Consider the following 25,243-nt stretch of genomic DNA (forward strand, 5'->3'; position numbering starts at 1 on the left):
TTCCCGAAGTTTGAGATGTCCAGATGGTGGGAAGTGCCGATTTCACCGCATGTGAGGAGCCGGAAATGCCCCGGACACTGGCCGAGAAAGTGTGGGAGTCGCACCTGGTGCGGCGCGGCGAGGGGGCCGAGCCCGACCTGCTCTACATCGATCTCCACCTGCTGCACGAGGTCACCAGCCCGCAGGCGTTCGACGGACTCCGCCTGGCCGGCCGGAAACTGCGCCGCCCCGACCTCACCATCGCGACCGAGGACCACAACGTCCCGACGATCGACATCGAGCTGCCGATCGCGGATCCCGTGTCCCGCACCCAGGTCGACACCCTTCGCGCCAACTGCAAGGAGTTCGGCGTCCGGCTGCACCCGATGGGCGACGCCGAGCAGGGCATCGTGCACGTCATCGGCCCGCAGCTGGGCCTGACCCAGCCGGGGATGACCGTGGTGTGCGGCGACAGTCACACCTCGACGCACGGTGCCTTCGGCGCCATGGCGTTCGGCATCGGCACCTCCGAGGTCGAACACGTGATGGCCACGCAGACCCTGCCGCTCCGTCCATTCAAGACGATGGCGATCACGGTCGACGGTTCGCTGCGGCCCGGCGTCACCGCGAAGGACATCATCCTCGCGGTGATCGCGAAGATCGGCACCGGCGGCGGTCAGGGCTACGTCCTCGAGTACCGCGGCGAGGCCATCGAAAAGCTGTCGATGGAAGCCCGGATGACGGTGTGCAACATGTCCATCGAAGCCGGCGCGCGCGCCGGGCTCATCGCGCCGGACGAGACGACGTTCGAGTACTTGAAGGGCCGCCCGCACGCTCCGCAGGGCGCCGATTGGGACGCCGCCGTCGAGAACTGGCGCGAACTCCGCACCGACGACGACGCCGTCTTCGACGCCGAGGTGCGCCTGAACGCCGACGAGCTCACGCCTTTCGTGACCTGGGGCACGAACCCGGGCCAGGGTCTCCCGCTGGGCGCCGAGGTGCCGGACCCGGAGCGCATCGGCGACGAGAACGAGCGCATCGCCGCTGAGAAGGCCCTGTCCTATATGGACCTGAAGCCGGGCACGCCGCTGCGCGAGATCGCGGTGGACACCGTCTTCCTCGGCTCGTGCACGAACGGCCGTATCGAGGATCTGAGGGCCGCCGCGGACGTCCTGCGCGGGCACAAGGTCGCCGACTCGGTCCGGATGCTCGTCGTCCCCGGCTCGATGCGCGTCCGCCAGGCGGCGGAAGCCGAAGGGCTGGACCGGGTCTTCACCGAAGCGGGCGCGGAATGGCGTCAGGCGGGCTGCTCGATGTGCCTCGGCATGAACCCGGATCAGCTCAAGCCGGGTGAGCGCAGCGCGTCGACATCGAACCGCAACTTCGAAGGCAGGCAGGGCAAGGGCGGCCGGACGCATCTGGTCTCGCCGCTCGTGGCGGCCGCCACGGCCGTGCGGGGCACGCTGTCCAGCCCCGAAGACCTGCGGCCCGCCGTCGCCCGCTGACGGCGCAGACGGCACTGACATCGCTGACATCCGCGAAGGAGTTCCCAACATGGACGCGTTCACCCACCACACCGGCGTCGGGGTCCCGCTGCGCAGGTCCAACGTGGACACTGACCAGATCATCCCGGCGGTCTACCTCAAGCGCGTGAGCCGCACCGGCTTCGAGGACGGGCTCTTCGCCGCCTGGCGGTCCGACGAGTCGTTCATCCTCAACCAAGAGCCGTTCAAGAACGGGTCGGTCCTGGTCGCGGGCCCGGACTTCGGCACCGGCTCGTCCCGTGAGCACGCGGTGTGGGCCTTGATGGACTACGGATTCCGGGTCGTCATCTCCTCCCGGTTCGCGGACATCTTCCGCGGCAACTCGGGCAAGCAGGGCCTCGTCGCCGCTCAGGTCGAGCAGGCGGACGTCGAACTGCTGTGGAAGCTGCTCGAAAACGAGCCCGGGACGGAGGTCACGGTGGACCTCGAGTCGAAGACGGTACGAGCCAAGGACTTCACCGCGCCCTTCCAGATCGACGACTACACCCGCTGGCGGCTGCTCGAAGGGCTCGACGACATCGCCCTGACGCTCCGCCACGCGGAGGAGATCGACACTTTCGAGACCCAGCGGCCCTCCTGGAAGCCGGTGACCCTCCCGGCGGCCTCCTCCTAGGGGCGGCCGAAGGGGGCGGATTCCCTTGCTGAGCAGGGAATCCGCACCCCGGCCGGGGTCCTCCACGACAGCCCCGAAACCACACCGAACGGCACCTCGAGAGGCCCTGAAGGGGTCCCTCGGGAGGCGGAACAGCCCCCGAGACAAGGGAAATTTCCGCGCGTCGTTTGGAATTTGTGCTGCATTGGTAATACCGTGTGCGCTAAGTCGGCCGACGGGGCCGTGTACAAGTAGTTCTTCTTGGAGGACTGGAATGGCCAACAAGGCCCAGCTGATCGAGGCGCTGTCGGAGCGCCTGGGCGACAAGAAGGTCGCGTCGGAGGCCGTCGATGGCCTTGTCGACATCATCATCCGGACGGTCAACAAGGGCGAGAAGGTGAACATCACCGGCTTCGGTGTGTTCGAGAAGCGCGCCCGCGCCGCCCGCACCGCGCGGAACCCGCGCACCGGTGAGACCGTTCGCGTCAAGAAGACCAACGTGCCCGCGTTCCGCGCCGGCACGACCTTCAAGGACGTCATCAGTGGTTCGAAGAAGCTGCCGAAGGCCACCGCTGTGAAGCGCGCGACCGCCGGCACCTCCACCCGCGCCACCACCACCCGCGCGACGACGACCCGGACGGCCGCCAGCCGCCCGGCCGCGACGCGTTCCACGACCACGCGGACCCGCGCCGCCGCCACGACGACGCGTGCCGCCGCGAAGCCGGCCGCCAAGGCGACCGCGACCAAGGCGGCGGCCAAGACGACCGCCACCAAGGCCGCGCCGAAGACCGCCGCCAAGGCCACGACTCGCGCCACCACGGCCAAGAAGGCGACCGCCACCAAGGCCGCCGCGAAGCCGGCCGCCAAGGCGACCGCCGCCAAGGCTCCCGCGAAGAAGGCTCCGGCCAAGCGGACTTCGGCTGCCGCGAAGAAGAAGTAAGCTCCCTCGGCAGGAGAGAGCCAACGGCAGGGCCCCGCGCACGGCGCGGGGCCCTGCCGCATTTTCAGGACACCAAGGAAGCACCTGTCTTGCCCTGACGCGCTCGCTCGTGGTCTCCGGGGATCTTGGGGCCGCTACGGATCCGCGGCCGCCCAGTGGCGTATGTGACGCGATTCTCGTGCCGGTGGGCGAAGTTCCGGAAAAGAATCCGCTTCGACCCCGGGGTTCCCTGTCACCCCGATGGACGCGCCTTCCCGGTGGGTGGCTCCACAGTGGAGCGATGAGTGCGGGTCCGCGTCGACACAGGCGGAGTAGGCGCGTCACCCACGTGGGGGAGCGGTGCTTCGGATTTCCTTGTGGGGCCAAGCCTGACGTGAGGGGCGCGAAGGCCACTTTCGCAACATGGGGGCGGGCTCGGTCGTCGTGGGGCGTTGCGAAAGCCACTTTCGCAACCTTCAGCGTTGTGAAAGCCACTTTCGCAACGTGGAGGGGCGGCGGGCTCGGCCAACCCGGCGCGCGCCCCGCCGCATGTCGCGAAAGCCACTTTCGCGACATCAGACGTCCCGAAAGTGGCTTTCGCGACACCCCCGCGCCGGACAGAGGGGCCCAGCAAGTCCTCAAATCGCCCTGCAGCGCGTGAAGGCCCCCTTCCCTCGGGCCAGCCGAGGCAAGGGGGCCTTCACGCGTNGCCACTTTCGCGACATCAGACGTCCCGAAAGTGGCTTTCGCGACACCCCCGCGCCGGACAGAGGGGCCCAGCAAGTCCTCAAATCGCCCTGCAGCGCGTGAAGGCCCCCTTCCCTCGGGCCAGCCGAGGCAAGGGGGCCTTCACGCGTGACAAAGCCTCAGGGGTGCGCGGGAGCCGGCGTGGGCAAAGGCGACGCGAAATAGTCCGCGGCCACCAGCACCGGCCCGTCCTGTTCGCTCGCGGGCCGGAACGACAGCACCCAGAACGAACCCTTCTTCGAAGGCACCACGCCGCCGCGCGCCGCGGTCAGATCGACACCGTCGCGATCGGCCAGCGCGCTGACGACGTCCGGGATCACCCCGCCCTGACTGGAGATCACCGGCGTCCCGCCGTCAGCGGCGATGGCCAGCAGCCGCGCGACACCGAGGACCGGGTCCGGCCAGTAGCCCTCTTCCGACAGCAGCGGCTCGTGCCGGATCTCGACGCCGAGGTCTTCGGCGAGCCCGTTCACCGTCTGGACACAACGAAGGCGCGGCGCCGAGAGCACCCTGCCGGGCGCGTAGAGCCGCAGCAGCGAGCGCAGCGCTTCGGCCTGGCGCTGGCCCGCGTCCGACAGCGGACGCAGGTCGTCGTCGCCGTTCCACTCGTCGCGTTTCCCCGCTTTGGCGTGCCGCACCAGGATCACCGTGGCGAGTTCGGACGGCAGCGCGGAGAACTCGCGCAGCACCCGGACGTCCTCGGCCCGCGTCAGCAGTTTCTCCGCCGCCTCCGCGTCGAGCCAGCGCAGCTCGTCGACTTCCTCGTTCGGCGCGAAGGCACCGGAGACGGCGTGCGCGGAGAAGTAATCGACGGTCTTCGGCGCTCCCGCGACGGTGTATCCGGTCCGGACCAGATAGCGGCCGAGGACCGCCTCGAAGCCGGTCTCCTCTTCGATCTCCCGGACCGCCGCGCCCGCGATGGTCTCGCCGGGATCCAGCTTTCCCTTCGGCAGCGACCAATCGTCGTAGCGTGGCCGGTGGACCAGCGCGACCTCGATCCGGTCCCCGTCGCGACGCCAGAGGACGGCTCCCGCCGCCCGGATGACCCCGCTCATCCCGCCGCCCCGTGCCGCTTCGCCAGCTCGACCTGGTGGTCGCGGACGTCGTCGCCCGACGCGGGGAACGGGGTCCACTCGCCGGTCGAGTTCAGCACCCAGCACCGGGTCGAGGGATGCAAGGCGGATTCGAAGATGTAGTCCAGCTGCGCGGTCAGCTTCGGATCCTTGACCCGCACCAGCGCCTCGATCCGGCGGTCGAGGTTGCGGTGCATCATGTCCGCGCTGCCGATCCACCGCGTGCCGCCCGCGAGGAAGGTGAAGACGCGCGAGTGTTCCAGGAAGCGGCCGAGGATGGACCGCACGTGGATGTTCTCGCTCAGCCCCTCCACACCCGGCTTCAGCGAGCAGATCCCGCGAACCACGATGTCGACCGGAACCCCCGCCTGGGAAGCGTGGTACAGCGCGTCGATCACCTGCTCGTCGACGAGCGAGTTGCACTTGATCCGGATCCCGGCCGTCTGGCCGGCGCGGGCGAGTTCGATCTCCTCGCCGATCGCGCGCACGATGCCGCGGCGGATCCCGTGCGGCGACGTGAGGATGTTGCGGTAGGTGTCCTGGCGGGAGTACCCGGTCAGCACGTTGAACAGATCCGTCAGATCCGCGCCGATCGTCGGGTCGGCGGTCAGGATGCCGAGGTCCTCGTACAGGCGCGCGGTCTTCGGGTTGTAGTTGCCGGTGCCGATGTGGCAGTAGCGGCGGATGGTCGAACCCTCCTGGCGCACCACCATCGACACCTTGCAGTGCGTCTTCAGCCCGACGAGCCCGTAGACCACGTGCACGCCCGCGCGTTCCAGCGTTCGGGCCCAGGTGATGTTGGCCTGTTCGTCGAACCGCGCCTTGATCTCGACCAGCGCGACGACCTGCTTGCCGGCCTCGGCGGCGTCGATCAGCGCGTCGACGATCGGCGAGTCGCCGGAGGTGCGGTACAGCGTCTGCTTGATCGCCAGCACCTTGTCGTCCGCGGCGGCCTGTTCGATGAACCGCTGGACGCTGGTGGAGAACGAGTCGTACGGGTGGTGCACGAGGACGTCGCCCTCGCGCAGCGTCGCGAACACCGACTTCGGTGTCTCGCGCTCACCGAACGCCGGATGCGTGGCGGGAACGAAAGGGCGGTCCTTGAGTTCCTTGCGGTCGACACCCGACAACTGGTGCAGGCAGGTGAGATCCAGCAGACCGGGGACCTCGACGACGTCGCGCGGGTCGACCTCCAGTTCGCGCAGCAGCAGTTCGAGCATGTGCTCGCTCATGTCCTGCGCCACTTCGAGCCGCACCGGCGGGCCGAACCGGCGCTGCGCCAGTTCGCGTTCCAGCGCCTGGAGAAGATCCTCGTCCCGGTCCTCTTCGACCTCGAAGTCCGCGTTGCGGGTGACGCGGAACGCGTGGTGCTCGGTCACCTCCATGCCGGTGAACAGCTCGCCGAGGTGGGCGGCGATCAGTTCCTCCAGCGGAAGGAACGTCGCGGTGCGGCTCTCCCGCGGCTGCTGCTCGATCCGCATCAGGCGCGGCACGTTGCTCGGCACCTTGACCCGCGCGAACCGCTCCGTGCCGGCTTCGGGGTCCCGGACGGTGATGGCCAGGTTGAGCGAAAGGCCGGAGATGTAGGGGAACGGGTGCGCGGGATCCACGGCCAGCGGTGTGAGCACCGGGAAGATCTGCTCGCTGAAGTAGTTGGACAGCCTGAGCTGGTCGGCGCCGGCCAGGTCGTTCCAGCCGACGATGAGGATGTCCTCTTCCGCCAGCTGCGGCCGCAGGTGCAGCTCGAAGGCGTTCGTGTGCCGCTCGACCAGGTCCTGGTTGCGTTTGGCGATGTAGGCCAGCTGCTCGCGCGGGGTGAGCCCGTCCGCGCTGCGGACCGGGAGCCCGGTCTCGTCACGGCGCTTCAGCCCGGCGACCCGCACCATGTAGAACTCGTCCAAATTGGACGCGAAGATCGCCAGGAACTTGGCGCGTTCGAGCAGCGGCTGAGACTCGTCCTCGGCCAATGCGAGCACGCGCGCGTTGAAATCCTGCCAGGACAGCTCGCGGTTGAAGTACCGGTCGTCGGGCAGGGATTCGACGGCGGTGGGCGCCGACGTCACCGCGGGCGGCGCGGCGGGCAGCGCGCGGAACTCCTGGGCGGGACGGCTCGCCGAACCGCCGCGCGTCGCGCGGACGGCCGTGCGCGGGGCCGGGCTGCTGTTCTTTCTCGTCCTGGCGGGTTTCGCCGTGCCGCTGTCCGGTTCCGGTTTCGCGGCGGAGGTCTTCCGCTTCCTTGCCGAGTTCGGGGTGCCGCCGTCGTTTGTGCTCACGGCTTCATTGTTCACCACTTGGGGCGATTATGTGCGCCGCGCGCGGGTCGCCAGGGTGAACTCTCGTCACATCGCCACGCAGGGTGTTCCCAACAGCGTTGAAGTGCGCTTTCCGGTACCGAGCGTGCGAACGTGAGCGAGATCATCCGCGGTGTCCACGTCGGCCCTGAGCGATTCCGCGGCGATCGTGAGCGGGGTCGCACCGGACGCGGTGTGCGCCCGCGCGGAACCCTCGCCGAACCGGGGCGCCAGCGCGTTGCCCGCCCCCGCGAGCAACAGGGTCGTGCCCGTTCCCTGCCGGTCCGCGACGAACGCCCGGTGCCCGGCGGCCTCGGCGAGGGCGGCGGTGAGGTCTTCGGTCCGCAGCGCGGGCAGGTCGGCCTGCAACGCGCCGACGAGACCGGACGGCGTGTCCCTGCGCAGCAGTTCCTCACCGTGGCGCAGGGCGGCGTTCAATCCGCCACGCGACGGTTCGGTGACGATTTCGACGCCCAGTTCGGTGAGATCCGCCACCGACGCCGGGTCGGCGGCGACCACCAGCACCCGGCGTACCCCGTCCGCGGAGGTCGCCGCGGACAACGTGTCGTAGGCCAGCGCCAGCACCAGTTCGGCGTGCCGCTCGGGCACGACCGCGCCGCGAAGCCGCGACTTGCCCTCCGCCGGGCGTTTCATCGGCACGATCAGGTCCACATCCACATCTCACTTCTTACCCGACCCTCCCTGGACCGCGCTCGTACGCGCGCGGCAGGATCAGTGGCCTGGGACGACACGTGTGACTTCGAGGAGGACGAATTGGCCCGGCGTGAGAAGGGCGGCATCTGGGTGGGCATCGCCGCCGCACTGTTCTACCCGGCGACCGCCATCGGCAAGCGGGTCTACCGCAACGCCGAGCGGGTCCCCCGCGAAGGCGGCGCGCTGCTCCTGCTCAACCACGTGTCCCACATGGACCCGGCGGTGGACGCGGTGTTCGTGCACCGCCAGAAGCGGGTGCCGCGGTTCCTCGGCAAGGAGAGCCTGACCAGGACACCGCTCTTCGGCAAGATCTTCGTCGGCGCCGGCCAGATCCCGGTCTCGCGTGGTTCGGCCGCCGCCGGTGACAGCCTCAAGGCCGCCCACCAGGCGTTGCGTGACGGCAAGGTCGTCGTGATCTATCCGGAGGGGACGATCAGCAAGGACCCGGACGGCTGGCCGAAGAAGCCGTTCACCGGTGCCGCGCGGCTCGCGCTGGAGACCGACGTGCCGGTGATCCCGATCGCCCGCTGGGGCACGAACCACATCTTCAACGGCTACACGAAGAAGTTCACCCCGTTCCCGCGCAAGACGATCACGCATCTGGTCGGCGAGCCGATGGATCTTTCCGCCTACAAGGACGGTTCGACCCGCAGCGCGTCCAAGCTGCGCGAGGTCACCGACCTGATGATGACCGAGATCACCGCGCTGCTCGCGGAGATCCGCCAGGAGGAACCGCCCGCGAAGAAGCCGGAGGACGACGCCTGATGGCCGAGGTCCAGCGGGTGACCGTGCTCGGCGCCGGATCGTGGGGGACGGCGTTCGCGAAGGTGCTCGGCGACGCCGGACGCGACGTGACCATCTGGGCCCGCCGGCCCGAGGTCGCGGCCGACATCCGGGAACGTCACCGCAATTCGTCCTATTTACCCGATATCGAACTGCCGGAGCGGATCACCGCGACGGCGGATCCGGCCGAGGCCCTCGACGGCGCGCAGGCCGTGGTGCTCGCGGTGCCGAGCCAGACGTTGCGGACCAATCTGTCGGAGTGGTCCGGTCTGCTGCCCGCCGACGCGATCCTGGTGAGCCTCGCCAAAGGCGTCGAACTGGGCACGCTCAAGCGGATGAGCGAGGTCATCGCCGAGATCGCCCGCGTCGACGCCGGGCAGATCGTGGTCGTGTCCGGGCCGAACCTGGCGAAGGAGATCGCGCTGGGGCAGCCGGCGGCGGCGGTGCTGGCCTGCACCGACCACGACAACGCCAAGGCGATCCAGCGGGCGAGCTTCAACCAGTACTTCCGGCCGTACACCAACACCGACGTCGTCGGCTGCGAGCTGGGCGGGGCGTGCAAGAACGTCATCGCGCTCAGCTGCGGGATGGCGGCCGGGCTCGGGCTTGGCGCGAACACCGTGGCCACCCTGATCACCCGCGGGCTGGCCGAGATGGCCAGGCTCGGCGCGAAACTGGGCGCCGATCCGCTGACCTTCGCCGGGCTCGCCGGCGTCGGCGACCTGGTGGCGACCTGCTCGTCGCCGTTGTCGCGCAACCGGACCTTCGGCGAACGGCTCGGCCGGGGCGAGACGCTGGAGCAGGCGCTCGCGGCCACCGGCGGTCAGGTCGCCGAGGGCGTCAAATCGTGCACGTCGATCCGGGAGCTCGCGATGGGGCTCGGTGTCGACATGCCGATCACCGACGCGATGCACCGCGTGTGCCACGAAGGGGTCGACCCGCGGCGCGCGGGAGCCGAGCTGCTCGGCCGGTCGCAGAAGCACGAATGGTCCTGAGCGGTCCACGGTGTGGGATCGGTTGACCGCCGGGCCCCGTGCTGGTTCGCTGAGCGCATGTTCGCACGTGGGATGACTGTGTCGCGGGGCCTCTCGGGTCTTGGCGCCGTCTCGTGTGCGTCGTGTCGCTGTTGTCGGTGAACTCAGCCCCGGCCCAGCTCGACACCCACTTCCTTCTGCGAGGACCCTTCATGTTCGCCGTCCCGGACAACACGCTCGTCATTCCCGAGAACCCCGCCCTGCGCCACCCGGTGCGCGTCGCGCTCGAATTCGCCGCGGACCGTGATCGCTGGCGGCACCTGCTGCGCTACGACCCCGGCCAGCGGTTCTCCGCCCTCGTCGACTCGGACGAGCTGCAGGAGATCTGGCTCATGAGCTGGCTGCCCGGTCAGCGCACCGACCTGCACGACCACGAGTTCGCCGCGGGCGCGTTCACCGTCGTCAGCGGGAAGCTGAGCGAGACCGTCGCCCGGCGCGCCGTCGACGGGCGTGCCGTGACCGAGCTGCATTCGCTGTCGGAGGGCCAGTCTCGCGTCTTCGGCCCCGGCTACGTCCACGAAGTGCGCAACGACGGCCCGGATCCCGCCGTCAGCGTGCACGTCTACCGGCACCGGCCCCGCGCGATGCGGCCGTACCACCTGGACCCCGTCTCGGGCCCGGTCCGGGACTGACACCTCCCGCTTTTCGTCCTCTGAATGCTCTCCTTGCGCGTGCAACTACCGCATTCAGAGGACGAAACGCCGAGTCAGGCGAGGTCGCCCCGGAGCCGGAATTCGGCCTCGACGCGGTCTCGCGAGGCGCCGGTGGCGAGCAGGGTGTGCAGCAGGAGCCGGGATTTGCGCGGGTCCAGCCAGCCCGCCATGGTCGCGCCCATCGCGATCAGATCCGATTCGGAACCGCGGAAGCCGTAGGTGCCGCGGAACGTCGGCCCGGCGCCGGTGCGGCCGGCGACCACGATCGGCACCTCCGGCAGGACCCGCTCGATCACTTCGGCGGACCCCGCCGAAACGTGCCCGGCGCCGTTCGCGGCGAGCACCACCCCCTTCACCCCGGCCTTGACCAGCGTTTCCAGGAGTTCGCCGGTGTCCTCGACACCGCTCTCGACGATCGGCACCAGCCCGGAGAAGTCCGCGTTCGCCAACGACAACGCCGCCGGTCGGGCGGCGACCGGGTGGAAGTAGTGCACCAAGCCCTCGCTGAGCAGCGCGAGCGGTCCGGCGGGATTCGAGGAGAACGCCTCGACGTGGCTCGAATGCGTTTTGCGGACCCAGCGAGCGGCGTGGACGTCGTCGTTGAACGCGACCAGCGAGCCGCGGCCCCGGCTGCGGGGATCGGCGGCGACGGTCAGCGCGGCGAGGATGTTTCCCGCACCGTCGGCGCTGGGCAGGCTGGGATTGCGCATCGCGCCGGTGATCACGATCGGCGCCTCGGAGGCCCACGTCAGCTCGAAGAAGTACGCGGTCTCTTCGAGCGTGTCCGTGCCCTGGACCACGACGACGCCGTCAGCGCCCTCGTCAACCGCCTTGGCCGCCCAATCCCGCGTCCTGATCAGGGTCGCGAAATCCATCGAGGCGCTGGAAATCCCCGCGAGCGTCTCCGCGCGGACATCCATCTCGAGGTTCTCGCCCAGGTCGCCGAGCAGGTCGGCGGCGGTGAGCCGGGGGACGGCGTGGTCTTCGCCGTCGCCGGGGACCATCGAGATGGTGCCGCCCAGGGCGGCGACGGCGACAAGGGGCCGTTTCTCAGGGGAGACGCTCATGAGGACATTCTTCCAAAGACTCGTGAGTGGTAAGGACGGTTCTAACCGTCCTTACCACTCACGAGACTTGACCGACCACGTCTCCGCCGCCCTTTGCTCGCCGCTTGAAGTACATGTCGCGAAAGCCACTTTCGAGACGTCTGGTGTCCCGAAAGTGGCTTTCGCGACGTGCTCGCCAGAACCCCAGGCCGGACCGGAGCGCGTGCGCCCGGCGCTCAGGCCTGCTTCACGGCCTCGATGGTGAAACTCGCCGCCAGCCGCCGCGGGTCCTCCGTCAGCCGCCATTCCTCGGTCGCCTCGTTCAGGGTCATGAACCCGGGCAGCGCGTTCCACGGCACGCTGTCGTGCTCCACCAGCCGCGTCAGCGTGAGCCCGGCGTCGAGCAGCGAAGTGACGATCTCGCCCAGCCCGTGGTTCCACTCGTGCGTCCGGTTGTGCTGGAACGAAACGTCGGTGTCCACATAGGTCCCCGGTTCGTCGAACACCAGCGGTTCGGCCTGCTCGAAGTACGGGTAGCGCGGCGTGATGAGCGGCTGCGTCTCGTCGAGGGTGCCCAGCATCGGGTGCATGTCGCGGATGAACAGCCGTCCGCCCGGCTTCAGCAACTTCCCGACGACCTGTCCCCAGCGGGCGATGTCCGGCAGCCAGCAGATCGCGCCGATCCCCGTGTAGACGAGGTCGAATTCCCCCGCGCCCAGCACGTCGGCGGCACTGTACACATCGGACTCGTGGTAGTCGATCTCCGCGCCGGTCTCGGCGGCCAGCCCTCGCGCGATCTCCAGCGCGGGCGCGGAAAAGTCGAGGCCGGTCATCCGTGCGCCGAGGCGCGACAGCGAAAGTGTGTCCGTGCCGATATGGCACTGCAGGTGCACTCCCCGGGCGCCGGAGACGTCGCCGAGCAGCGGCCGGTCGAAGGTGACTACACCGCTGAGGTGCGCTGGGTCAGCGACGAACTTCTTGTAGCCGTAGTCCGCCGAAGCGGCGTGCGCCGGAGCGCGTTCGTCCCAGTTCGCCCGGTTGACGGTCAGGTAGTCCGTCATGCGGTGGCGGCCTTCTCGGCGGCGCTGCGCAGCACGCAGAATTCGTTGCCCTCGGGGTCGGCGAGGACCGCCCAGCCGGTGCCGTCCGGGTTGCGCCGGTCGTGCAGGAGGGTCGCGCCGAGTTTCAGCAGGCGCTCCACCTCCTCGTCGCGCGGGATGTCCGGCGTGAGACAGAGATGGATCCGGTTCTTCACCGTCTTCGGTTCGGGGACCTGCCCGAAGAACAGCGTGACTCCGTTGTCCATCTCGATGATCGCTTCGGGATCACCCGGCACGTCGTCGTCGGCCATCGGCTTGCCGACGACGCCGCTCCAGAACCGGCCCAGTTCGTAGGCGTCGGCGCAGTCGAAGAAGAAGTTCTGTACGACAGAGGTCATGACGCCGCAGTCTGCCTGAGCTCGTGAAGCCCGGCCAACGGTTTAAGCGAGCCGCAGTCCAGGCGACCGGTGCACCTGCCGTTCCGCGTCGATGACCAGCACCTGGCAGCCCGGTTGCGAGGCGACCCAGGCGATTCCCTCGGTCCCCATCGCGAAAGCGGCCGTGGCCAGGGAATCCGCCGTGACGAGGTCGCCGGCGGCCACGGTGACGCTCAGCAGCCCGGTGGGCGGGCGCCCGGTCCGTCCGTCCAGGATGTGCGCGCCGCGTTCGTATTCCGCCGAAGTCGCGACGGCACCGCCGGACGATTCGACCACGGCGCAGATCGCGCCGGGGCGCTCGGGATGCCGGATGCCGACCCGCCAGGCGCGGCCGGGTTCCGGCTCGCCGGAGGTGACCACGTCCCCGCCGGCGTTGACACAGAAGACGTCCAGGCCCTCGGCCAGCAACAACGCCGCCGCCCGCTGCACCGCCCAGCCCTTCACCACCGCGTTCGGATCGAGCCGCCGGCCGGGGAGACGGGCGGTGAACGCCCCGCCGGACAACCGTTCGTAGTGATCGCACAGCGAGAGGATCTCCAGGAGGTCGTCGCTCAGCTCCGACGGCGTGAGTTCGCCGCGGTCGTAGCGGCAGACCTCGCTGCCCGCCTGGAACGGGCTGAACCGCGCGTCGACCTCCCGCAGCCAGCCGAAAACGCCGTCGATCGCGTGCTCGGCGAGTTCGCCGTCCGCCCGGACGTCGACCGAAACCGGCAGCCCCATCACCTGCTCGACGCGGTTCATCTGGCGTCCAGCGCCGCCTGCAGGGATTTGACGTACGACTCGCTCGTCGACGTGGCCCCGGAGACGGTGTCGATGTCGGCGCTCTGCGCGGTCAGCGTCTCCGCCTGCAGGACCGGGATCGCCTCGACCCCGCGGCCGCTCGTCGGCCGTTGCAGCAGGCGGACTTCGGAGATCCTGTCCTCGGCCGAGATGACCAGCCGCACCTGGACGGTGCCGTACCTGTTGCTCTCCACCGAACCGTCGACGGTACGTTCGGCTCCTTCGGACGCTCCACCGTCCGAAATGGACGTGCTCGGCGCGGCGACCGCGACGGTTTCCGAGCCGAGCGGACCCGGTTCGTACAGCCAGACACCGAGGAAACCGGCGGCCGAAAGGGCGACCGTGGCGGCGACGATGGTCTTCTTCATGATCGGGACTCCTTGACTCAGGCGGCGAGGCTGAAGCGTTCGGCGTGGACCTGCTGGGACGGCACCCGCAGCTCCCGCAGGCTGCGCAGCGTCGCCGACGTCATCCCCGGCGGACCGCAGACGAAGACGTCCCGGTCCGTGATGTCCGGCACCATCCGTCGCAGGTTGGGCGCGCCGAGGACCGGACCGGCCTGATCGGACGGTCCACTGAGGACCCGGACGACCGCGCCGCGCGCCCGCGCCAGCCCGATCAGCTCGGGCAGGAGGACGGCGTCGCGCTGGTCGCGGACGCGGTAGAGCACCACGACGTGTCCGGAGATTTCCTCCAGCAGCGCGCGGATCGGGGTGATCCCGACACCGCCCGCGACGAGCAACGCGTCGGGTTTCCGTTGGTGCATCGTGGTGAACGCGCCGTACGGGCCTTCGGCGAACACCCGGGTGCCGACCTTCAGCGACCGCAGGGACGCGCTGCCGTCACCGGCGGCCTTCGCGGTCAGGCGCAGGGTGCGGCCGTCCGGCGCGGCCGACAGCGAGAACGGGTTCGCCTGCCACCAGCGATCCCGGGTCATGAAGCGCCACAGGAAGAACTGGCCTGCCCGCGCGGGCATCTTGTCGAGATGCTTCCCGGAGATGTACACCGAGACGACGTCGCGGGATTCGGGGACGACGGCGACGACCTTCAACCGGTGACGCAGATTACGCGCCAGCGGCAGCACCACCCGGCCGGCGACGACCGAGCCGAGAGCGACACCCCATACCGCCCACCAGTAGACCTGCGCCCCCGGCGACGACGCGAACGATCCGCCCAGCGCGATCTGATGGCTGAACGCCAGCACGACCGCGGCATAGGTGTAGAGGTGGAGGAAATGCCAGGTCTCGTACGCCAGACGGCGCCGGGCGAACCGGGCGGAAACGGCGCCGACGAGCAGGATCAGCGCGAACGCGACGACCGCGCGCAGGATCCCCTCCAGTTTGGTCACCATCGTGACGAACTCATCGGCCACGCCGGTGTCCTCGACCTGCGCGTAGCCGCAGACGATGAACACGAAGTGGGCGAGCAGTGTCCACAGGAGGGTGAACCCGGTCCAGCGGTGCCAGCCGGTGAGCCGGTCCATGCCGAGGCGGCGGTCGAACCACGGCAGCCTGGCGACCAGCAGCAGCTGGAACGCCATCGCCAGCGCCCCGTACAGCCCGGCGAGCCTGCCGATGCTGATGAGCACGTTGTCCGACGGCCCGGCGGCGAAGAAGAGCATGGTCACGGCGGCCACGTTGGCGCCGAGGAAGAGGAAGAGCCCGGCGCGCGCGGCGATCCTGGGACGGATCGCCGGGCGCGGTCTCGCGGCGGTCTGCGTCATGGTGGTCACACGTGGTTCCTTCCGGTCCGGTTCAAGTACGGAGCCTGCTGTGCCAACCTGTGACCTTTCTTGGCGGAAGCTGTCGGCTTCCTGTCGTGTGCGCTCCCGCCTCGCCCTCGCGCGCGCGTTCACGGAGGATGGCGTTGTGAACACCGAGAACCCCGTCCGCCTGCTGGTGGTGGACGACGAGCCGCATATCGCCGACCTGGTGGCCACCGTCGCCCGCTACGAGGGCTGGCAGGCCGTCACCGCCGGATCGGGGGAGGCCGCGCTGGCCAAGGCCGCCGAATTCGGGCCCGACATCGTCGTGCTCGACCTGATGCTGCCCGGGATCGACGGGTTCACCGTGCTGGACAAGCTCCGCGAGTCCGGGACGGCGGTGCCCGTGGTCTTCCTGACCGCGAAGGACGCGACCGCGGACCGGGTCGCCGGGCTCACCCGCGGCGGTGACGACTACCTCGTGAAGCCGTTCTCCGTCGAGGAACTGATGGCCCGGCTGCGCGCCGTTCTGCGGCGGAGCACCAACCAGGCCAAGGCGGCGGTGCTGCGGGTCGGTGACCTGACCCTGAACGAGGACACCCGCGAGGTCGCGCGCGCCGGCGTGCCTGCCGAGCTGACCCCGACCGAGTACGAACTGCTGCGCTACCTCATGCGGCGTTCGCCTTCGGTGCTGACCAAGGCGCAGATCCTCGACCACGTCTGGGAATACGACTTCGGCGGCCGGTCCAATGTGGTCGAACTCGTCATCTCGCATCTGCGCCGCAAACTCGACACGGGCGGCGAACCGCTGATCCACACCGTGCGCGGTGTCGGTTATGTCGTCCGGCAGGCGGCGAGATGAAAATGCTGCGCCGGTGGTTCGGCGCCTGGCGCCGGTCGAGGCTCGGCACCCGGCTGGCGCTCGGGCTCGGCGCGCTGGCGCTGGTCGTGTTCGCCGTCGTCGGGACCGTGATGGTCGGCATCATGAAGGGCTACCTGAACGACCGGCTCGACGAGCAGCTCGCCAAGACCCAGATCAGCCAGGTGCCGTCGCTGCGCACCACGCACGGCGGGAAGCCGCAGCAGGCGTACGGCTGGTTCTCGGCGGTTTTCGCGGTGCGGGACGGCGACGCGCAGCCGCAGGCGGGCGGTTCCCTGCCGCCGGACACGAAGGCCTTGGCGAAGGTCGCCGAGGACGCGACGCGGACGGAGGTCCTGCGCACCGTCTACATCGAGGACAAGGGCACCTACCGGGTCCGGGCCTGCCCGATCGAACCGGCGCAGAACATCGTGCTGGTCAGCGCCGCGCCGCAGGCCGATCTGGACCGGACGGTCAGCCAGCTGATCATGGTCGAGGTCGTCGCGTTCCTGCTGGCGTTGGCGGTGCTGGTGATAGTGGGGCGGCTGGTGCTGCGGCGCGGGCTGCGCCCGCTGAGCGACATGGCCGGGACGGCGCACGACATCGCTTCGCACGACCTCACCACGAACGCCGATCTCCCGGTGCGCGCGCAGGCGAGCGGCGGCGGTGCCGAGGTCGAGGAGCTGCGGACGGCGTTCAACGTGATGCTGGCGCACCTCGATTCCTCGCTGGTCGCGCGCAGGGAGGCGAACGAACGGCTGCGGCGGTTCATCGCCGACGCCTCCCACGAACTGCGCACGCCGCTGACGTCGATCCGGGGCTACGCCGAGCTTTTCCGCTACGCCGCGGCGAACGAACCCGCCGAACGCGAGGCGCATCTGTCGAAGATCCGGGAAGAGACGCAGCGGATGAGCGTGCTCGTCGACGATCTCCTGCTCCTCGCGCGTCTCGACGCGCCGGAGACCGAGGCACCGCTGCGGCTGGTCGGCGTCGACGTCGCCGAGCTGATCACCGACGCGGGGGAGGCCTTCGCCGCCGGCCGCCCGGAGCATCCGCTGAGCGTCGGCGCGCTCCCGGAAGGTGTTGTCCTGCAAGCGGATCCGGTGCGGCTGCGGCAGGTGCTGGACAATCTGCTCGCCAACGCCGCGGTGCACACGCCGCCGGGGACGCCGGTCACGTTGTCGGCCACGGCTTCGGGCTCGGAGGTCGTCCTGCGGGTGAGCGACGCCGGGCCCGGGATCCCGCCGGAGGCGCGGGAGCGGATCTTCGACCGGTTCTACCGGGTGGACACCGCCCGCACGCGCGGCAACGGCGGGACCGGGCTCGGGCTTTCGGTGGTGCTGTCGCTGGTTTCGGCGCACGGCGGGACGATCGAGGTCGAGAGTGTGCCGGGGGCGACGACGTTCACCGTGCGGCTGCCGCGCCACCGCTGAGTTCCTTCCCGAGTGTCATGAAAGGGCCGTTCAGGACACTTTTCGTCCTGAACGGCCCTTTCATGACATCCGCGAGCACTACCCGACCCGCCGCTTCACGTGGTCCGGCACCGTCCACTCACTGACGAGATCGGCCGACGGCTCCGGCTCCCCGAACACGGTCCGCACCGGCAGCACCCCCGCCCATGAGAGATCGGCCGCGACCTCGTCCTCGGGATCGTCGGGTCCCTCGCCGCGCATCTTCACCGAAGCCTCGGTGAGGTCCAGCTCCAGCACCGAAACGGACGCGAACTCCTTCGCGTTGACGTCCCTCGCGTGCTCCCACGAACCGGGCGCGAGGTGGTCGGTCAGCACGCGGAGGCCGTGCATCTTGCGTTCCCGATCGGTGACGGCGGCCGCCCTGCCCAGGATCACCGCGCTGCGGTAGTTCATCGAGTGGTTGTTGACCGAGCGCGCGTAGACGATGCCGTCGAGCAGGGTCACCGTGACGCAGACCTCGACGCCGTCGGAGTCGCGCATACTCCTCGCGCCGGTCGATCCGTGCAGGTAGAGCGTGTCGCCGTCGCGTCCGTAGCCGGTCGGGATGACCAGGGGGACGCCGTCGCGCACGACACCGAGGTGGCAGACCAGGCCTTCGTCGAGCACCGAGTACAGCGCCGAGCGGTCGGTGAGGGCGCGGTTCTTCTTGCGGCCGAGGGTGGTCCGGTCGGTGGGAGAGAGCGGGGTCGACATGCGAGCAGTCTCACCCACGAGAGTGGCCTGTAATAATGTCCAATTCTCCTATACTTGAGAAGGCCACTTCCCGTAAGCGCGGAGTACACCATGTCCGACACCGCTCTGCCGGTCAGTCTCGACCGCGATTCGCTCGTCCCGCTCGCGGTCCAGCTGGCCGACGCGTTGCGCGCGGCCGCGGGCGACGGACATCTGCGCGGCGGCGACAGGTTGCCCTCGACCAGGGCGCTCGCGAGCCGTCTCGGCGTCAGCCGCACGGTGACGTCGGCGGCGTACGAGCAGCTTCACGCGGAGGGCTGGATCGCCGGCCGCCACGGCTCCGGCACGTATGTCACCACCACGCCGCCCGCGGACCGGCCGTCGAAAGGGCCTGCTCCGGGCATCCCCGCCAAGCCGCCCACGCTGGTCGACCTCACGCCGGGCGTCCCGTGGGCCGACGGTATCGAGAAGGCCGCCTGGCGTCGCGCGTGGCGGGCCGCCGCCGACCCGCGCCCGACCTATCGCGAGGACAGGGCCGGTTTGCCCGCGTACCGGGACGCGGTGTCCGAGCATCTGCTGCGCCACCGCGGCCTCGCCGCCGGAACGGTGCTCGCGACCGGCGGGACGACGGCCGCGGTGATCGAGCTCGCGGGCGCGATGCTCTCACGCGGTGACCGGGTCGCGATCGAGGAGCCGGGTTATCAGCGCGCGGTGCAGGCGTTCCGGCGGGCGGGGATGGAGGTCGTGCCCGTCCCGGTCGACGAGGAGGGCCTGCGCCCGGACGCCGTTCCCGCGGACGTCCGCGCGGTGTACTGCTCGCCCGCGCACCAGTATCCGCTCGGCAGCCGGATGAGCGCTTCCCGCCGCGTCGACCTGGTCGAACTCGCGCGCGCCAACGGCATGCTGGTGATCGAGGATGACTACGACGGTGAGCTGCGGTTCGACGTCGCGCCGCTGCCGTTGCTGGCCGCGCTCGCGCCCGACGTCGTCGCGCATCTGGGGACCACGAGCAAGATCCTCACGCCTGCCCTGGGCGCGGGCTGGATGGTCGCGCCGTCGCAGGTCGCGGCCGCGGTGCTGGAGTACCGCGAAGCGACCGGGACCCGCCCTTCGCCCGCCGGGCAACGGGTGCTCGCCGAACTGGCGCGGCACGGCGATCTGGGCCGGCACCTGCGCAAACTCCGGCGGGAACTGTCGGAGCGCCGGTCACTGGTTTCGGCCGCGCTGACGTCGGCGGGGATCCCGGTGCTCGGTGACGACGCGGGCGCGCATCTGGTCGTCCCGTGCGGCTCGGCGGCCGACGAGGCGGCGCGGATGGCGGCGGCGGAACGCGCCGGGATCCGGCTCGACGGGCTGGCGCGGCATTTCGCCGGGACGCCGACGGTGTTCGGGAACCTCATCGGCTACGCGGGCTGTTCGCGCGAGGCGCTGCATTCCGCGCTCAAACCGCTGATCGCCGTGCTCGCTTGACCTCCAGCGAACTGGAGGTCATAGCTTGCGCTCATGCGTGAGATCAGAGTGTCCCGGTTCGGCGATCCCGGCGTCCTGGAGCAGGTCGAAGTGCCCACCCCTGAACCGGCGGAGGGTGAACTCCGCGTCGCGGTGACGGCGGCCGGGGTCGGCTGGCTCGACGCCCTCATCCGGCGAGGTGACGGTCCCGACGTGTTCGCGGTCGAGCCGCCGTACGTGCCGGGCGGGTCGGTGGCGGGCACCGTCGACGCGGTGGGTGCCGGTGTCGACGCGGCCTGGCTGGGCCGCCACGTCCTCACCCACGCACCCGGTGGGTACGGCGGGGGATACGCGGACACGGTCGTCGCGCTGCCGGATGACACGTTCGTGATTCCCGACGGGCTGGATCCCCTGCACGCGGTGGCCCTGTTCGACGACGGCAGTACCGCGCTGGCGCTGCTGGAGAAGACCCCGGTCACCCCGGGGGAGCGGATCCTGGTGGCACCTGGCGTCGGTGGCCTCGGCAGTGTGCTGGTGCAGCTCGCCCGCGCGGCGGGTGCGACCGTCTTCGCGGCGGTCCGCGGTGCCGAAAAGGCGGCGATCGCGCGGAAACTGGGGGCCGAGCCGGTCGACTACTCGGCGGCGGACTGGACGGGCGAGGTCCTCGCCCTCACCGGCGGCCACCGGCTGGACGTGGTCTTCGACGGCGTCGGCGGCGAACTCGGCGCGGCCTCGCTCGCGTTGCTGAGGAACGGCGGCCGCTTCTCCGGCTACGGCATGTCCAGCGGCGCGGAGACCGTGATCGGCGACGCCGACCGTGCCCGGCTGTCCGTCGTGGACATGGCGCAGCTGGTCGGGTTCTGGCCCGACAACCCGCGCCGGGTGCGGGAAGTGCTGCGGCAGGCGGCCGACGGGAAGCTGACGCCGGTCATCGGCCGGACGTACCCGCTGGCGGAGGCGGCCGCCGCGCACTCGGACATCGAGGCGCGGCGGTACACCGGCAAGAGTCTTCTGCTGCCTTGATCAGAAGCGCAGCGGCACCGCGGGGAGATTGGCGGCGATGACCTCGGAAACGGTCTGGAGCGGCCCGGTCCCCGCGGTGACCGGCACGGTGAGCGCCGTGTAGACGGGGCGGTCCACCACGAACCACGTTGCGGTGCCCTCGCCCTCGACCTGCAGCCACTGGACGCCGTTGATCGTCCGCAGCTGCGAGGTCGGGGTCAGCTCCGGCGGCTTGCCGAGCCCGCACCGCAGGACCACCGGGTCGCCGGTGCCCCAGCCGATCGTCGCCTCGGGGGCGGGATCGGCCAGCTTGCGCCGGACCAGCGTGTTCCCGGACGACGTGAGCTCGTGCGGGAGGGCGCCGACGAGTTTCGCGCATTCGGGTGATCCCGACTGCGGTGCCGGGACCGGGACGAGCGGGAGCGGACCGTCGGCCGCCGGGGCGTCGGATTCCGCGCCGCGGGTCAGCCCGAAGACGGCCACGCCCGCGACGAGCAGGATCGCCAGGCAGGCGGCCGCGATCAGCAGGGGTTTCGGCGGTGCGCCGGTGTCCGTGTCAGCCACCGGACAACTACACCACTCGTCACAGGTGGACGACCGGGCAGGTCAGCGTCCGCGTGATGCCCTCCACGTTCTGCACCTTGGCGACCACGAGCTGGCCCAGCTGGTCGACGGTGTCGGCCGCGGCCTTGACGATGACGTCGTACGGGCCGGTGACATCCTCCGAACTGGTGACACCGGGGATGGTGGAGATCTCCGCGGCGACCGCGGCCGCTTTGCCGACCTCGGTCTGGATGAGGATGTATGCGTGGACCACGGCGCGCCCCTTCGTAAAAGTCGGCTCAAGGTAGGAACGTTGTAGCAACGTATCGCCAGCCCCGGGAAAAACCTAGGGCTTCCGACTATCGGTGATCGATATTTGTCCGGACAAGGGAAAGTGGAGGTGACGGGTGTCACCGAACGACGGCACGGTCGCCGGGACCGGTGAATTCCGGTTGATCGAGGCGGTGACCGCCGGCTGGAAACAGCCGGAGACGACACTGCTCGGACCGGGGGACGACGCGGCCGTCGTGGCCACCCCGGACGGCCGGACGGTGGCCACCACCGACGTCCTCGTGCAGGGCGTCCATTTCCGGCTCGACTGGTCCAGCGCCGAGCAGGTGGGGCGCAAGGCGGTCGCGGTGAACCTCACCGACATCGCCGCCATGGGCGCGCGCCCGACGTCCGTCCTCATGGGATTCGCGTGCCCGTCGGACACGCCGACGTCACTCGTCACCGAACTCACCCAGGGCATGTGGCTCGAAGCCGACCGCGCGGGGATCGGGATCGTCGGCGGCGACATGGTGCGCGCCGACCAGATCGTGATCAGTGTCACCGCCCTCGGCGACCTCGGCGGCCGGGAACCGGTGACCCGGTCCGGCGCGCGCCCCGGCGACGTCGTCGCGGTCTGCGGGCGGCTCGGCTGGGCGGCCGCCGGGCTCGCCGTGCTCGGGCGGGGATTCCGCTCGCCGGTCAGCGTGGTCAACGCGCAGCGCTGCCCGGAGCCGGACTACGAGGCGGGTATCCGCGCGGCCGACGGCGGCGCGACGTCGATGATCGACGTGTCCGACGGGCTCCTGTCGGACCTCGGCCATATCGCCGAGGCCTCCGGCGTCGGGATCGACGTGCGGACGGCGGACCTCGACGTGTCGAGCAGGCTGACCGAGGTCGGCACCGCGCTCGGCGCCGACCCGCTGAAATGGGTGCTCACCGGTGGCGAGGACCACGCGTTCGCGGCCACCTTCCCGGCCTTCGCCGACCTGCCGGAGGGCTGGACCGAGATCGGCGTCGTCACCATGCCGGATTCGGGGGTGACGGTGGACGGGAAGCGGTACGGGCACGACAGCGGCTGGCAGCACTGGCGCTAGGAGCGTGAGGCCCACCAGGTCGATTCCGCGGCGGCGGTGAAGCCGAGCGATTCGTACAGCGGCCTGCCCAACCGGGACGCGGTGAGGGTGACCGGCAGCCCCGCCAGCGGGGCGAGGGAGCCGAGCATCACCGCTCGTCCCACGCCGCGCGAGCGGAAGGCGTCCGGCGTGCCGACCCAGTAGTGGCTGCCGAAGCCGTTGTCGACGACGGTGACGCACGCCCCGGCGACTTCGCCGTCGAGCCGCGCGATGAACACCTCGACGCCCGGCTGGTCGAGGATGGTCGTGGGGAACATCTCACCCGGCCGGAAACGCGCTAGTTCGAAGGCTTCGATCACCACGCGTTCGGCCGCCAGGAGGTCGGTCTCCTCGCGTACCCGGATCACTTCCATCGTGGGTCCGGCGACCGGGGAGGGCGGGCGCAGCATGACCGGCATCCGCCAGCTCCGCATGTCCCCGAGATGGTTCAGATCGGTGACGCTGAAGGGATCCTCGGCCTCCACGGGCCCCGTCGCCCGTGCGGCGAGCTCGGTGATTTCCGCCAGTTCACCCGCGGTGAGGCCGGGCTCCTGGATCAGGACACGCAGCCCCGCGCGTCCGCCGGCGACGGCGAGAAAGCCGCGGCGGCGGATCACCTCGTGGCCGCGGGAACGGCCGGTCGCCGCCCAGAACGCGGCGGAATTGCGTGCCTGGCGCGGGGGAGCCTCGGCGAGGCCGGTGACGGACGCTTCGATCGGCATGAGCGCGAATCTACTTTGGGGGATGGCGAGTCTTCTCGCTAATCTCGCGCTCATGGACCTTCGTGTGCTGGCCTACGACCACCCCGACGCGGTGAAACTGCTGGCCGAAGCGCAGCTCGAACTGGCCGCCCGGTACGGCAGCGAAGACGAGACACCGATGGACGCGGCGCAGTTCGCCCCGCCGAGGGGGCTGTTCATCGCCGCCTACCTCGACGACGTCCCGGTCGCTTGCGGTGCCTGGCGGGCGCACGACGGGCCGGAACCCCTGTTGCCGGGCGACGCCGAGATGAAACGGGTGTTCGTGATGGCTTCGGCGCGAGGCCGCGGATTGGCGAGGGCGATCCTCGCCGATCTGGAACGGACGGCCGCCGAGGCCGGACGGCTGCGCATGGTGCTGGAGACCGGCGACAAGCAGCCGGAGGCCATCGCGCTGTACGAATCGTCCGGATACCGGGAGATCCCGGGTTTCGGATACTACAAGGACGAGCCGGAAAGCATCTGCTACGGCAAGCCGCTGGTCTAGGAGAACGCATGCCGATCTACGCACTGGGCGACCTCGAACCGTCGATCCACCCGGACGCCTACGTCCACCCCGACGCGACGGTGATCGGTGACGTCCGGATCGCGGCGTTCGCGTCCGTGTGGCCGCAGACCGTGCTGCGCGGCGACCACGGGTATATCGAGATCGGCGAGCGGTCCAACGTCCAGGACGGCTGCGTCCTGCACTGCACCCGCAAGGAGCCGACGATCATCGGGAAGTCCTCCGCCGTTGGGCATTCGGTGCACATCGAAGGCGCGCGGATCGGCGAGGGCTGCCTGATCGCGTCGGGATCGGTGGTGCTGAACGGAACCGTCGTCGAGGACGGCGGGATGGTCGGCGCCGGCGCGGTTCTCTCCTACGGGTCCTATGTGGACAGTGGGCACATCGCGCTCGGCGTCCCGGCGAAGACGCGGCCGAACACGTCGTTCGGGCCGGACAAGATCAAGCTGGTCGTCGACGGGTATGTCGAGCGCGCGGCACGGTTCCGGGTCGAACTCCGGCGGCTCGACGGACGTGAGTAAGCTCGCACGCCGTGACCGCACGACCGCTGCAGGACATCGTCGAAGCAGGCTGGGCGAAGGCCCTCGAACCGGTGGCGCCGCAGGTCGCCGCGATGGGGGAGTTCCTCCGCGCGGAGATCGCCGCGGGCCGGACCTATCTCCCGGCGGGTGAACACGTGCTGCGGGCGTTCCAGCAGCCGTTCCACGACGTGCGGGTGCTGATCGTCGGCCAGGACCCGTACCCGACGCCCGGGCACGCCGTCGGGCTGAGCTTCTCGGTGGCGCCGGACGTCCGGCCGATCCCGAAGAGCCTGATCAACATCTACAAGGAGTACTGCGAGGACCTCGGGCACCCGCTGCCGTCGAACGGGGACCTGACGCCGTGGGCCGACCAAGGGGTCCTGCTGCTCAACAGGTCGCTGACGGTGCAGCCGGGGAAGTCGAACTCGCACCAGGGCAAGGGCTGGGAAGCGGTCACCGAGCAGGCCATCAAGGCCCTCGCCGCCCGGGACGAGCCGATGGTGGCGATCCTGTGGGGCCGCAACGCGCGGAATCTGAAGCCGATGCTGGGGAAGGTGCCGTGCATCGAGTCGGCGCACCCGAGCCCGCTTTCGGCGCACGCCGGCTTCTTCGGGTCGCGGCCCTTCAGCCGGGCGAACCAGCTGCTGGAGCAGCAGGGCGCCGGCCCCGTGGACTGGAAGCTCCCCTGATCCTCTTGTGTTGCGCGTGAAGGCCCCCTTCCCTCGGCTCAGCCGAGGGAAGGGGGC

Annotated in this window: 27 protein-coding genes; 14 read left to right on the top strand and 13 right to left on the bottom strand. The window is 70.1% G+C overall.

Translation table 11 applies throughout. The features are described from left to right. Nucleotides 1-65: 65 nt before the first annotated feature. The 3 genes from leuC (at nucleotide 66) to ACXIZN_RS01100 (ending at nucleotide 3,055) form a co-directional block, all read left to right on the top strand. Complete coding sequence (leuC, locus tag ACXIZN_RS01090) at nucleotides 66-1,484, top strand: 3-isopropylmalate dehydratase large subunit (RefSeq protein WP_457951978.1); 1,419 nt, start codon at nucleotides 66-68, stop codon at nucleotides 1,482-1,484. A gap of 49 nt (nucleotides 1,485-1,533) precedes the next feature. Further along, entirely contained in the window at nucleotides 1,534-2,136 is a 603-nt protein-coding gene (leuD, locus tag ACXIZN_RS01095; protein ID WP_126733600.1) for a 3-isopropylmalate dehydratase small subunit, read from the top strand. Nucleotides 2,137-2,389: 253 nt separating this feature from the next. Beyond that, nucleotides 2,390-3,055, top strand: a complete 666-nt coding sequence (locus ACXIZN_RS01100; RefSeq protein ID WP_126733599.1) for an HU family DNA-binding protein — start codon at nucleotides 2,390-2,392, stop codon at nucleotides 3,053-3,055. A gap of 845 nt (nucleotides 3,056-3,900) precedes the next feature. Here ACXIZN_RS01100 and ACXIZN_RS01105 read toward each other — a convergent pair. The 3 genes from ACXIZN_RS01105 to cofC form a co-directional block, all read right to left on the bottom strand. Continuing rightward, nucleotides 3,901-4,836: an NUDIX hydrolase gene (locus ACXIZN_RS01105; RefSeq protein WP_457951980.1), complete on the bottom strand. Its 936-nt coding sequence runs from the start codon at nucleotides 4,834-4,836 to the stop codon at nucleotides 3,901-3,903. Then, nucleotides 4,833-7,127, bottom strand: a complete 2,295-nt coding sequence (locus ACXIZN_RS01110) for an RNA degradosome polyphosphate kinase (protein WP_457951981.1) — start codon at nucleotides 7,125-7,127, stop codon at nucleotides 4,833-4,835. Before ACXIZN_RS01110 ends, ACXIZN_RS01105 begins: the two co-directional genes overlap by 4 nt. 66 nt (nucleotides 7,128-7,193) lie before the next feature. Beyond that, nucleotides 7,194-7,823: a 2-phospho-L-lactate guanylyltransferase gene (cofC, locus tag ACXIZN_RS01115; protein WP_457951982.1), complete on the bottom strand. Its 630-nt coding sequence runs from the start codon at nucleotides 7,821-7,823 to the stop codon at nucleotides 7,194-7,196. Between the two features lie 57 nt (nucleotides 7,824-7,880). Here cofC and ACXIZN_RS01120 point away from each other — a divergent pair, with 57 nt between their 5' ends. The 3 genes from ACXIZN_RS01120 to ACXIZN_RS01130 all read left to right on the top strand — a co-directional run bounded on the left by ACXIZN_RS01120 (nucleotide 7,881) and on the right by ACXIZN_RS01130 (nucleotide 10,308). Beyond that, complete coding sequence (locus ACXIZN_RS01120; protein WP_457951983.1) at nucleotides 7,881-8,624, top strand: lysophospholipid acyltransferase family protein; 744 nt, start codon at nucleotides 7,881-7,883, stop codon at nucleotides 8,622-8,624. Beyond that, a complete protein-coding gene (locus ACXIZN_RS01125) occupies nucleotides 8,624-9,637 on the top strand; it encodes an NAD(P)H-dependent glycerol-3-phosphate dehydrogenase (protein WP_185927144.1) in 1,014 nt (337 codons plus the stop codon). Before ACXIZN_RS01120 ends, ACXIZN_RS01125 begins: the two co-directional genes overlap by 1 nt. Nucleotides 9,638-9,828: 191 nt before the next feature. Then, a complete protein-coding gene (locus ACXIZN_RS01130; protein WP_457951985.1) occupies nucleotides 9,829-10,308 on the top strand; it encodes a cysteine dioxygenase in 480 nt (159 codons plus the stop codon). A gap of 74 nt (nucleotides 10,309-10,382) precedes the next feature. On the opposite strand, the gene ACXIZN_RS01135 is transcribed toward ACXIZN_RS01130, so the two are convergent. The 6 genes from ACXIZN_RS01135 to ACXIZN_RS01160 all read right to left on the bottom strand — a co-directional run bounded on the left by ACXIZN_RS01135 (nucleotide 10,383) and on the right by ACXIZN_RS01160 (nucleotide 15,355). After that, nucleotides 10,383-11,396 carry an asparaginase gene (locus tag ACXIZN_RS01135; RefSeq protein ID WP_457951987.1) on the bottom strand — a complete coding sequence of 338 codons (1,014 nt, stop codon included), beginning with the start codon at nucleotides 11,394-11,396 and terminating at the stop codon, nucleotides 10,383-10,385. A 215-nt stretch (nucleotides 11,397-11,611) separates the two neighbouring features. After that, nucleotides 11,612-12,436 (bottom strand): class I SAM-dependent methyltransferase, encoded by an 825-nt coding sequence (locus tag ACXIZN_RS01140; RefSeq protein WP_457951988.1) that lies wholly within the window; start codon nucleotides 12,434-12,436, stop codon nucleotides 11,612-11,614. Next, nucleotides 12,433-12,813: a VOC family protein gene (locus tag ACXIZN_RS01145; RefSeq protein ID WP_219149489.1), complete on the bottom strand. Its 381-nt coding sequence runs from the start codon at nucleotides 12,811-12,813 to the stop codon at nucleotides 12,433-12,435. The genes ACXIZN_RS01140 and ACXIZN_RS01145 overlap by 4 nt, the downstream gene beginning before the upstream one ends. A gap of 42 nt (nucleotides 12,814-12,855) precedes the next feature. After that, entirely contained in the window at nucleotides 12,856-13,593 is a 738-nt protein-coding gene (locus ACXIZN_RS01150; RefSeq protein ID WP_457951989.1) for an FAD:protein FMN transferase, read from the bottom strand. After that, nucleotides 13,590-14,000, bottom strand: coding sequence for an FMN-binding protein (locus ACXIZN_RS01155; protein WP_457951990.1), 411 nt, complete (start codon nucleotides 13,998-14,000; stop codon nucleotides 13,590-13,592). The genes ACXIZN_RS01150 and ACXIZN_RS01155 overlap by 4 nt, the downstream gene beginning before the upstream one ends. Nucleotides 14,001-14,017: 17 nt before the next feature. Next, complete coding sequence (locus tag ACXIZN_RS01160) at nucleotides 14,018-15,355, bottom strand: ferredoxin reductase family protein (protein ID WP_457960434.1); 1,338 nt, start codon at nucleotides 15,353-15,355, stop codon at nucleotides 14,018-14,020. 145 nt (nucleotides 15,356-15,500) lie between these two features. Between ACXIZN_RS01160 and ACXIZN_RS01165 the strand changes: the two genes are divergently transcribed. Both ACXIZN_RS01165 and ACXIZN_RS01170 read left to right on the top strand, forming a co-directional pair. After that, on the top strand, nucleotides 15,501-16,196 hold the full coding sequence (locus tag ACXIZN_RS01165) for a response regulator transcription factor (protein WP_126733630.1): 696 nt from the start codon (nucleotides 15,501-15,503) through the stop codon (nucleotides 16,194-16,196). After that, nucleotides 16,193-17,626: a sensor histidine kinase gene (locus ACXIZN_RS01170; RefSeq protein WP_457951991.1), complete on the top strand. Its 1,434-nt coding sequence runs from the start codon at nucleotides 16,193-16,195 to the stop codon at nucleotides 17,624-17,626. Before ACXIZN_RS01165 ends, ACXIZN_RS01170 begins: the two co-directional genes overlap by 4 nt. Nucleotides 17,627-17,704: 78 nt before the next feature. Here the strand turns inward: ACXIZN_RS01170 and ACXIZN_RS01175 are convergent, their stop codons facing one another. Beyond that, nucleotides 17,705-18,358, bottom strand: coding sequence for a pyridoxamine 5'-phosphate oxidase family protein (locus ACXIZN_RS01175; protein ID WP_457951992.1), 654 nt, complete (start codon nucleotides 18,356-18,358; stop codon nucleotides 17,705-17,707). Between the two features lie 90 nt (nucleotides 18,359-18,448). On the opposite strand from ACXIZN_RS01175, the gene pdxR reads away from it, so the two are divergent. Together pdxR and ACXIZN_RS01185 are read left to right on the top strand one after the other, a co-directional pair. Beyond that, nucleotides 18,449-19,807 carry a MocR-like pyridoxine biosynthesis transcription factor PdxR gene (gene pdxR / locus ACXIZN_RS01180; protein ID WP_457951993.1) on the top strand — a complete coding sequence of 453 codons (1,359 nt, stop codon included), beginning with the start codon at nucleotides 18,449-18,451 and terminating at the stop codon, nucleotides 19,805-19,807. Nucleotides 19,808-19,840: 33 nt separating this feature from the next. Further along, nucleotides 19,841-20,809: a zinc-binding dehydrogenase gene (locus tag ACXIZN_RS01185; RefSeq protein WP_457951994.1), complete on the top strand. Its 969-nt coding sequence runs from the start codon at nucleotides 19,841-19,843 to the stop codon at nucleotides 20,807-20,809. Here the strand turns inward: ACXIZN_RS01185 and ACXIZN_RS01190 are convergent, their stop codons facing one another. Together ACXIZN_RS01190 and ACXIZN_RS01195 are read right to left on the bottom strand one after the other, a co-directional pair. After that, nucleotides 20,810-21,352, bottom strand: a complete 543-nt coding sequence (locus ACXIZN_RS01190; protein ID WP_457951995.1) for a DUF3515 domain-containing protein — start codon at nucleotides 21,350-21,352, stop codon at nucleotides 20,810-20,812. A 19-nt stretch (nucleotides 21,353-21,371) separates the two neighbouring features. Then, on the bottom strand, nucleotides 21,372-21,605 hold the full coding sequence (locus ACXIZN_RS01195) for an Lrp/AsnC family transcriptional regulator (protein ID WP_007031456.1): 234 nt from the start codon (nucleotides 21,603-21,605) through the stop codon (nucleotides 21,372-21,374). A gap of 133 nt (nucleotides 21,606-21,738) precedes the next feature. Here ACXIZN_RS01195 and ACXIZN_RS01200 point away from each other — a divergent pair, with 133 nt between their 5' ends. Then, a complete protein-coding gene (locus ACXIZN_RS01200) occupies nucleotides 21,739-22,695 on the top strand; it encodes a thiamine-phosphate kinase (RefSeq protein ID WP_457951996.1) in 957 nt (318 codons plus the stop codon). Here ACXIZN_RS01200 and ACXIZN_RS01205 read toward each other — a convergent pair. Continuing rightward, a complete protein-coding gene (locus ACXIZN_RS01205; RefSeq protein ID WP_457951998.1) occupies nucleotides 22,692-23,435 on the bottom strand; it encodes a GNAT family N-acetyltransferase in 744 nt (247 codons plus the stop codon). The two genes, ACXIZN_RS01200 and ACXIZN_RS01205, sit on opposite strands and share 4 nt — an antisense overlap. A gap of 52 nt (nucleotides 23,436-23,487) precedes the next feature. Between ACXIZN_RS01205 and ACXIZN_RS01210 the strand changes: the two genes are divergently transcribed. Genes ACXIZN_RS01210 through ACXIZN_RS01220 form a run of 3 tightly spaced genes read left to right on the top strand, consistent with a single transcriptional unit; the run spans nucleotide 23,488 to nucleotide 25,186 of the window. Next, nucleotides 23,488-23,958, top strand: a complete 471-nt coding sequence (locus ACXIZN_RS01210) for a GNAT family N-acetyltransferase (RefSeq protein ID WP_192742791.1) — start codon at nucleotides 23,488-23,490, stop codon at nucleotides 23,956-23,958. An 8-nt stretch (nucleotides 23,959-23,966) separates the two neighbouring features. Then, nucleotides 23,967-24,497 carry a gamma carbonic anhydrase family protein gene (locus ACXIZN_RS01215; protein WP_257485051.1) on the top strand — a complete coding sequence of 177 codons (531 nt, stop codon included), beginning with the start codon at nucleotides 23,967-23,969 and terminating at the stop codon, nucleotides 24,495-24,497. Between the two features lie 11 nt (nucleotides 24,498-24,508). Next, on the top strand, nucleotides 24,509-25,186 hold the full coding sequence (locus tag ACXIZN_RS01220; protein ID WP_192742789.1) for a uracil-DNA glycosylase: 678 nt from the start codon (nucleotides 24,509-24,511) through the stop codon (nucleotides 25,184-25,186). Nucleotides 25,187-25,243: the final 57 nt, after the last annotated feature.

It is taken from the genome of Amycolatopsis sp. TRM77291 (assembly GCF_054166285.1).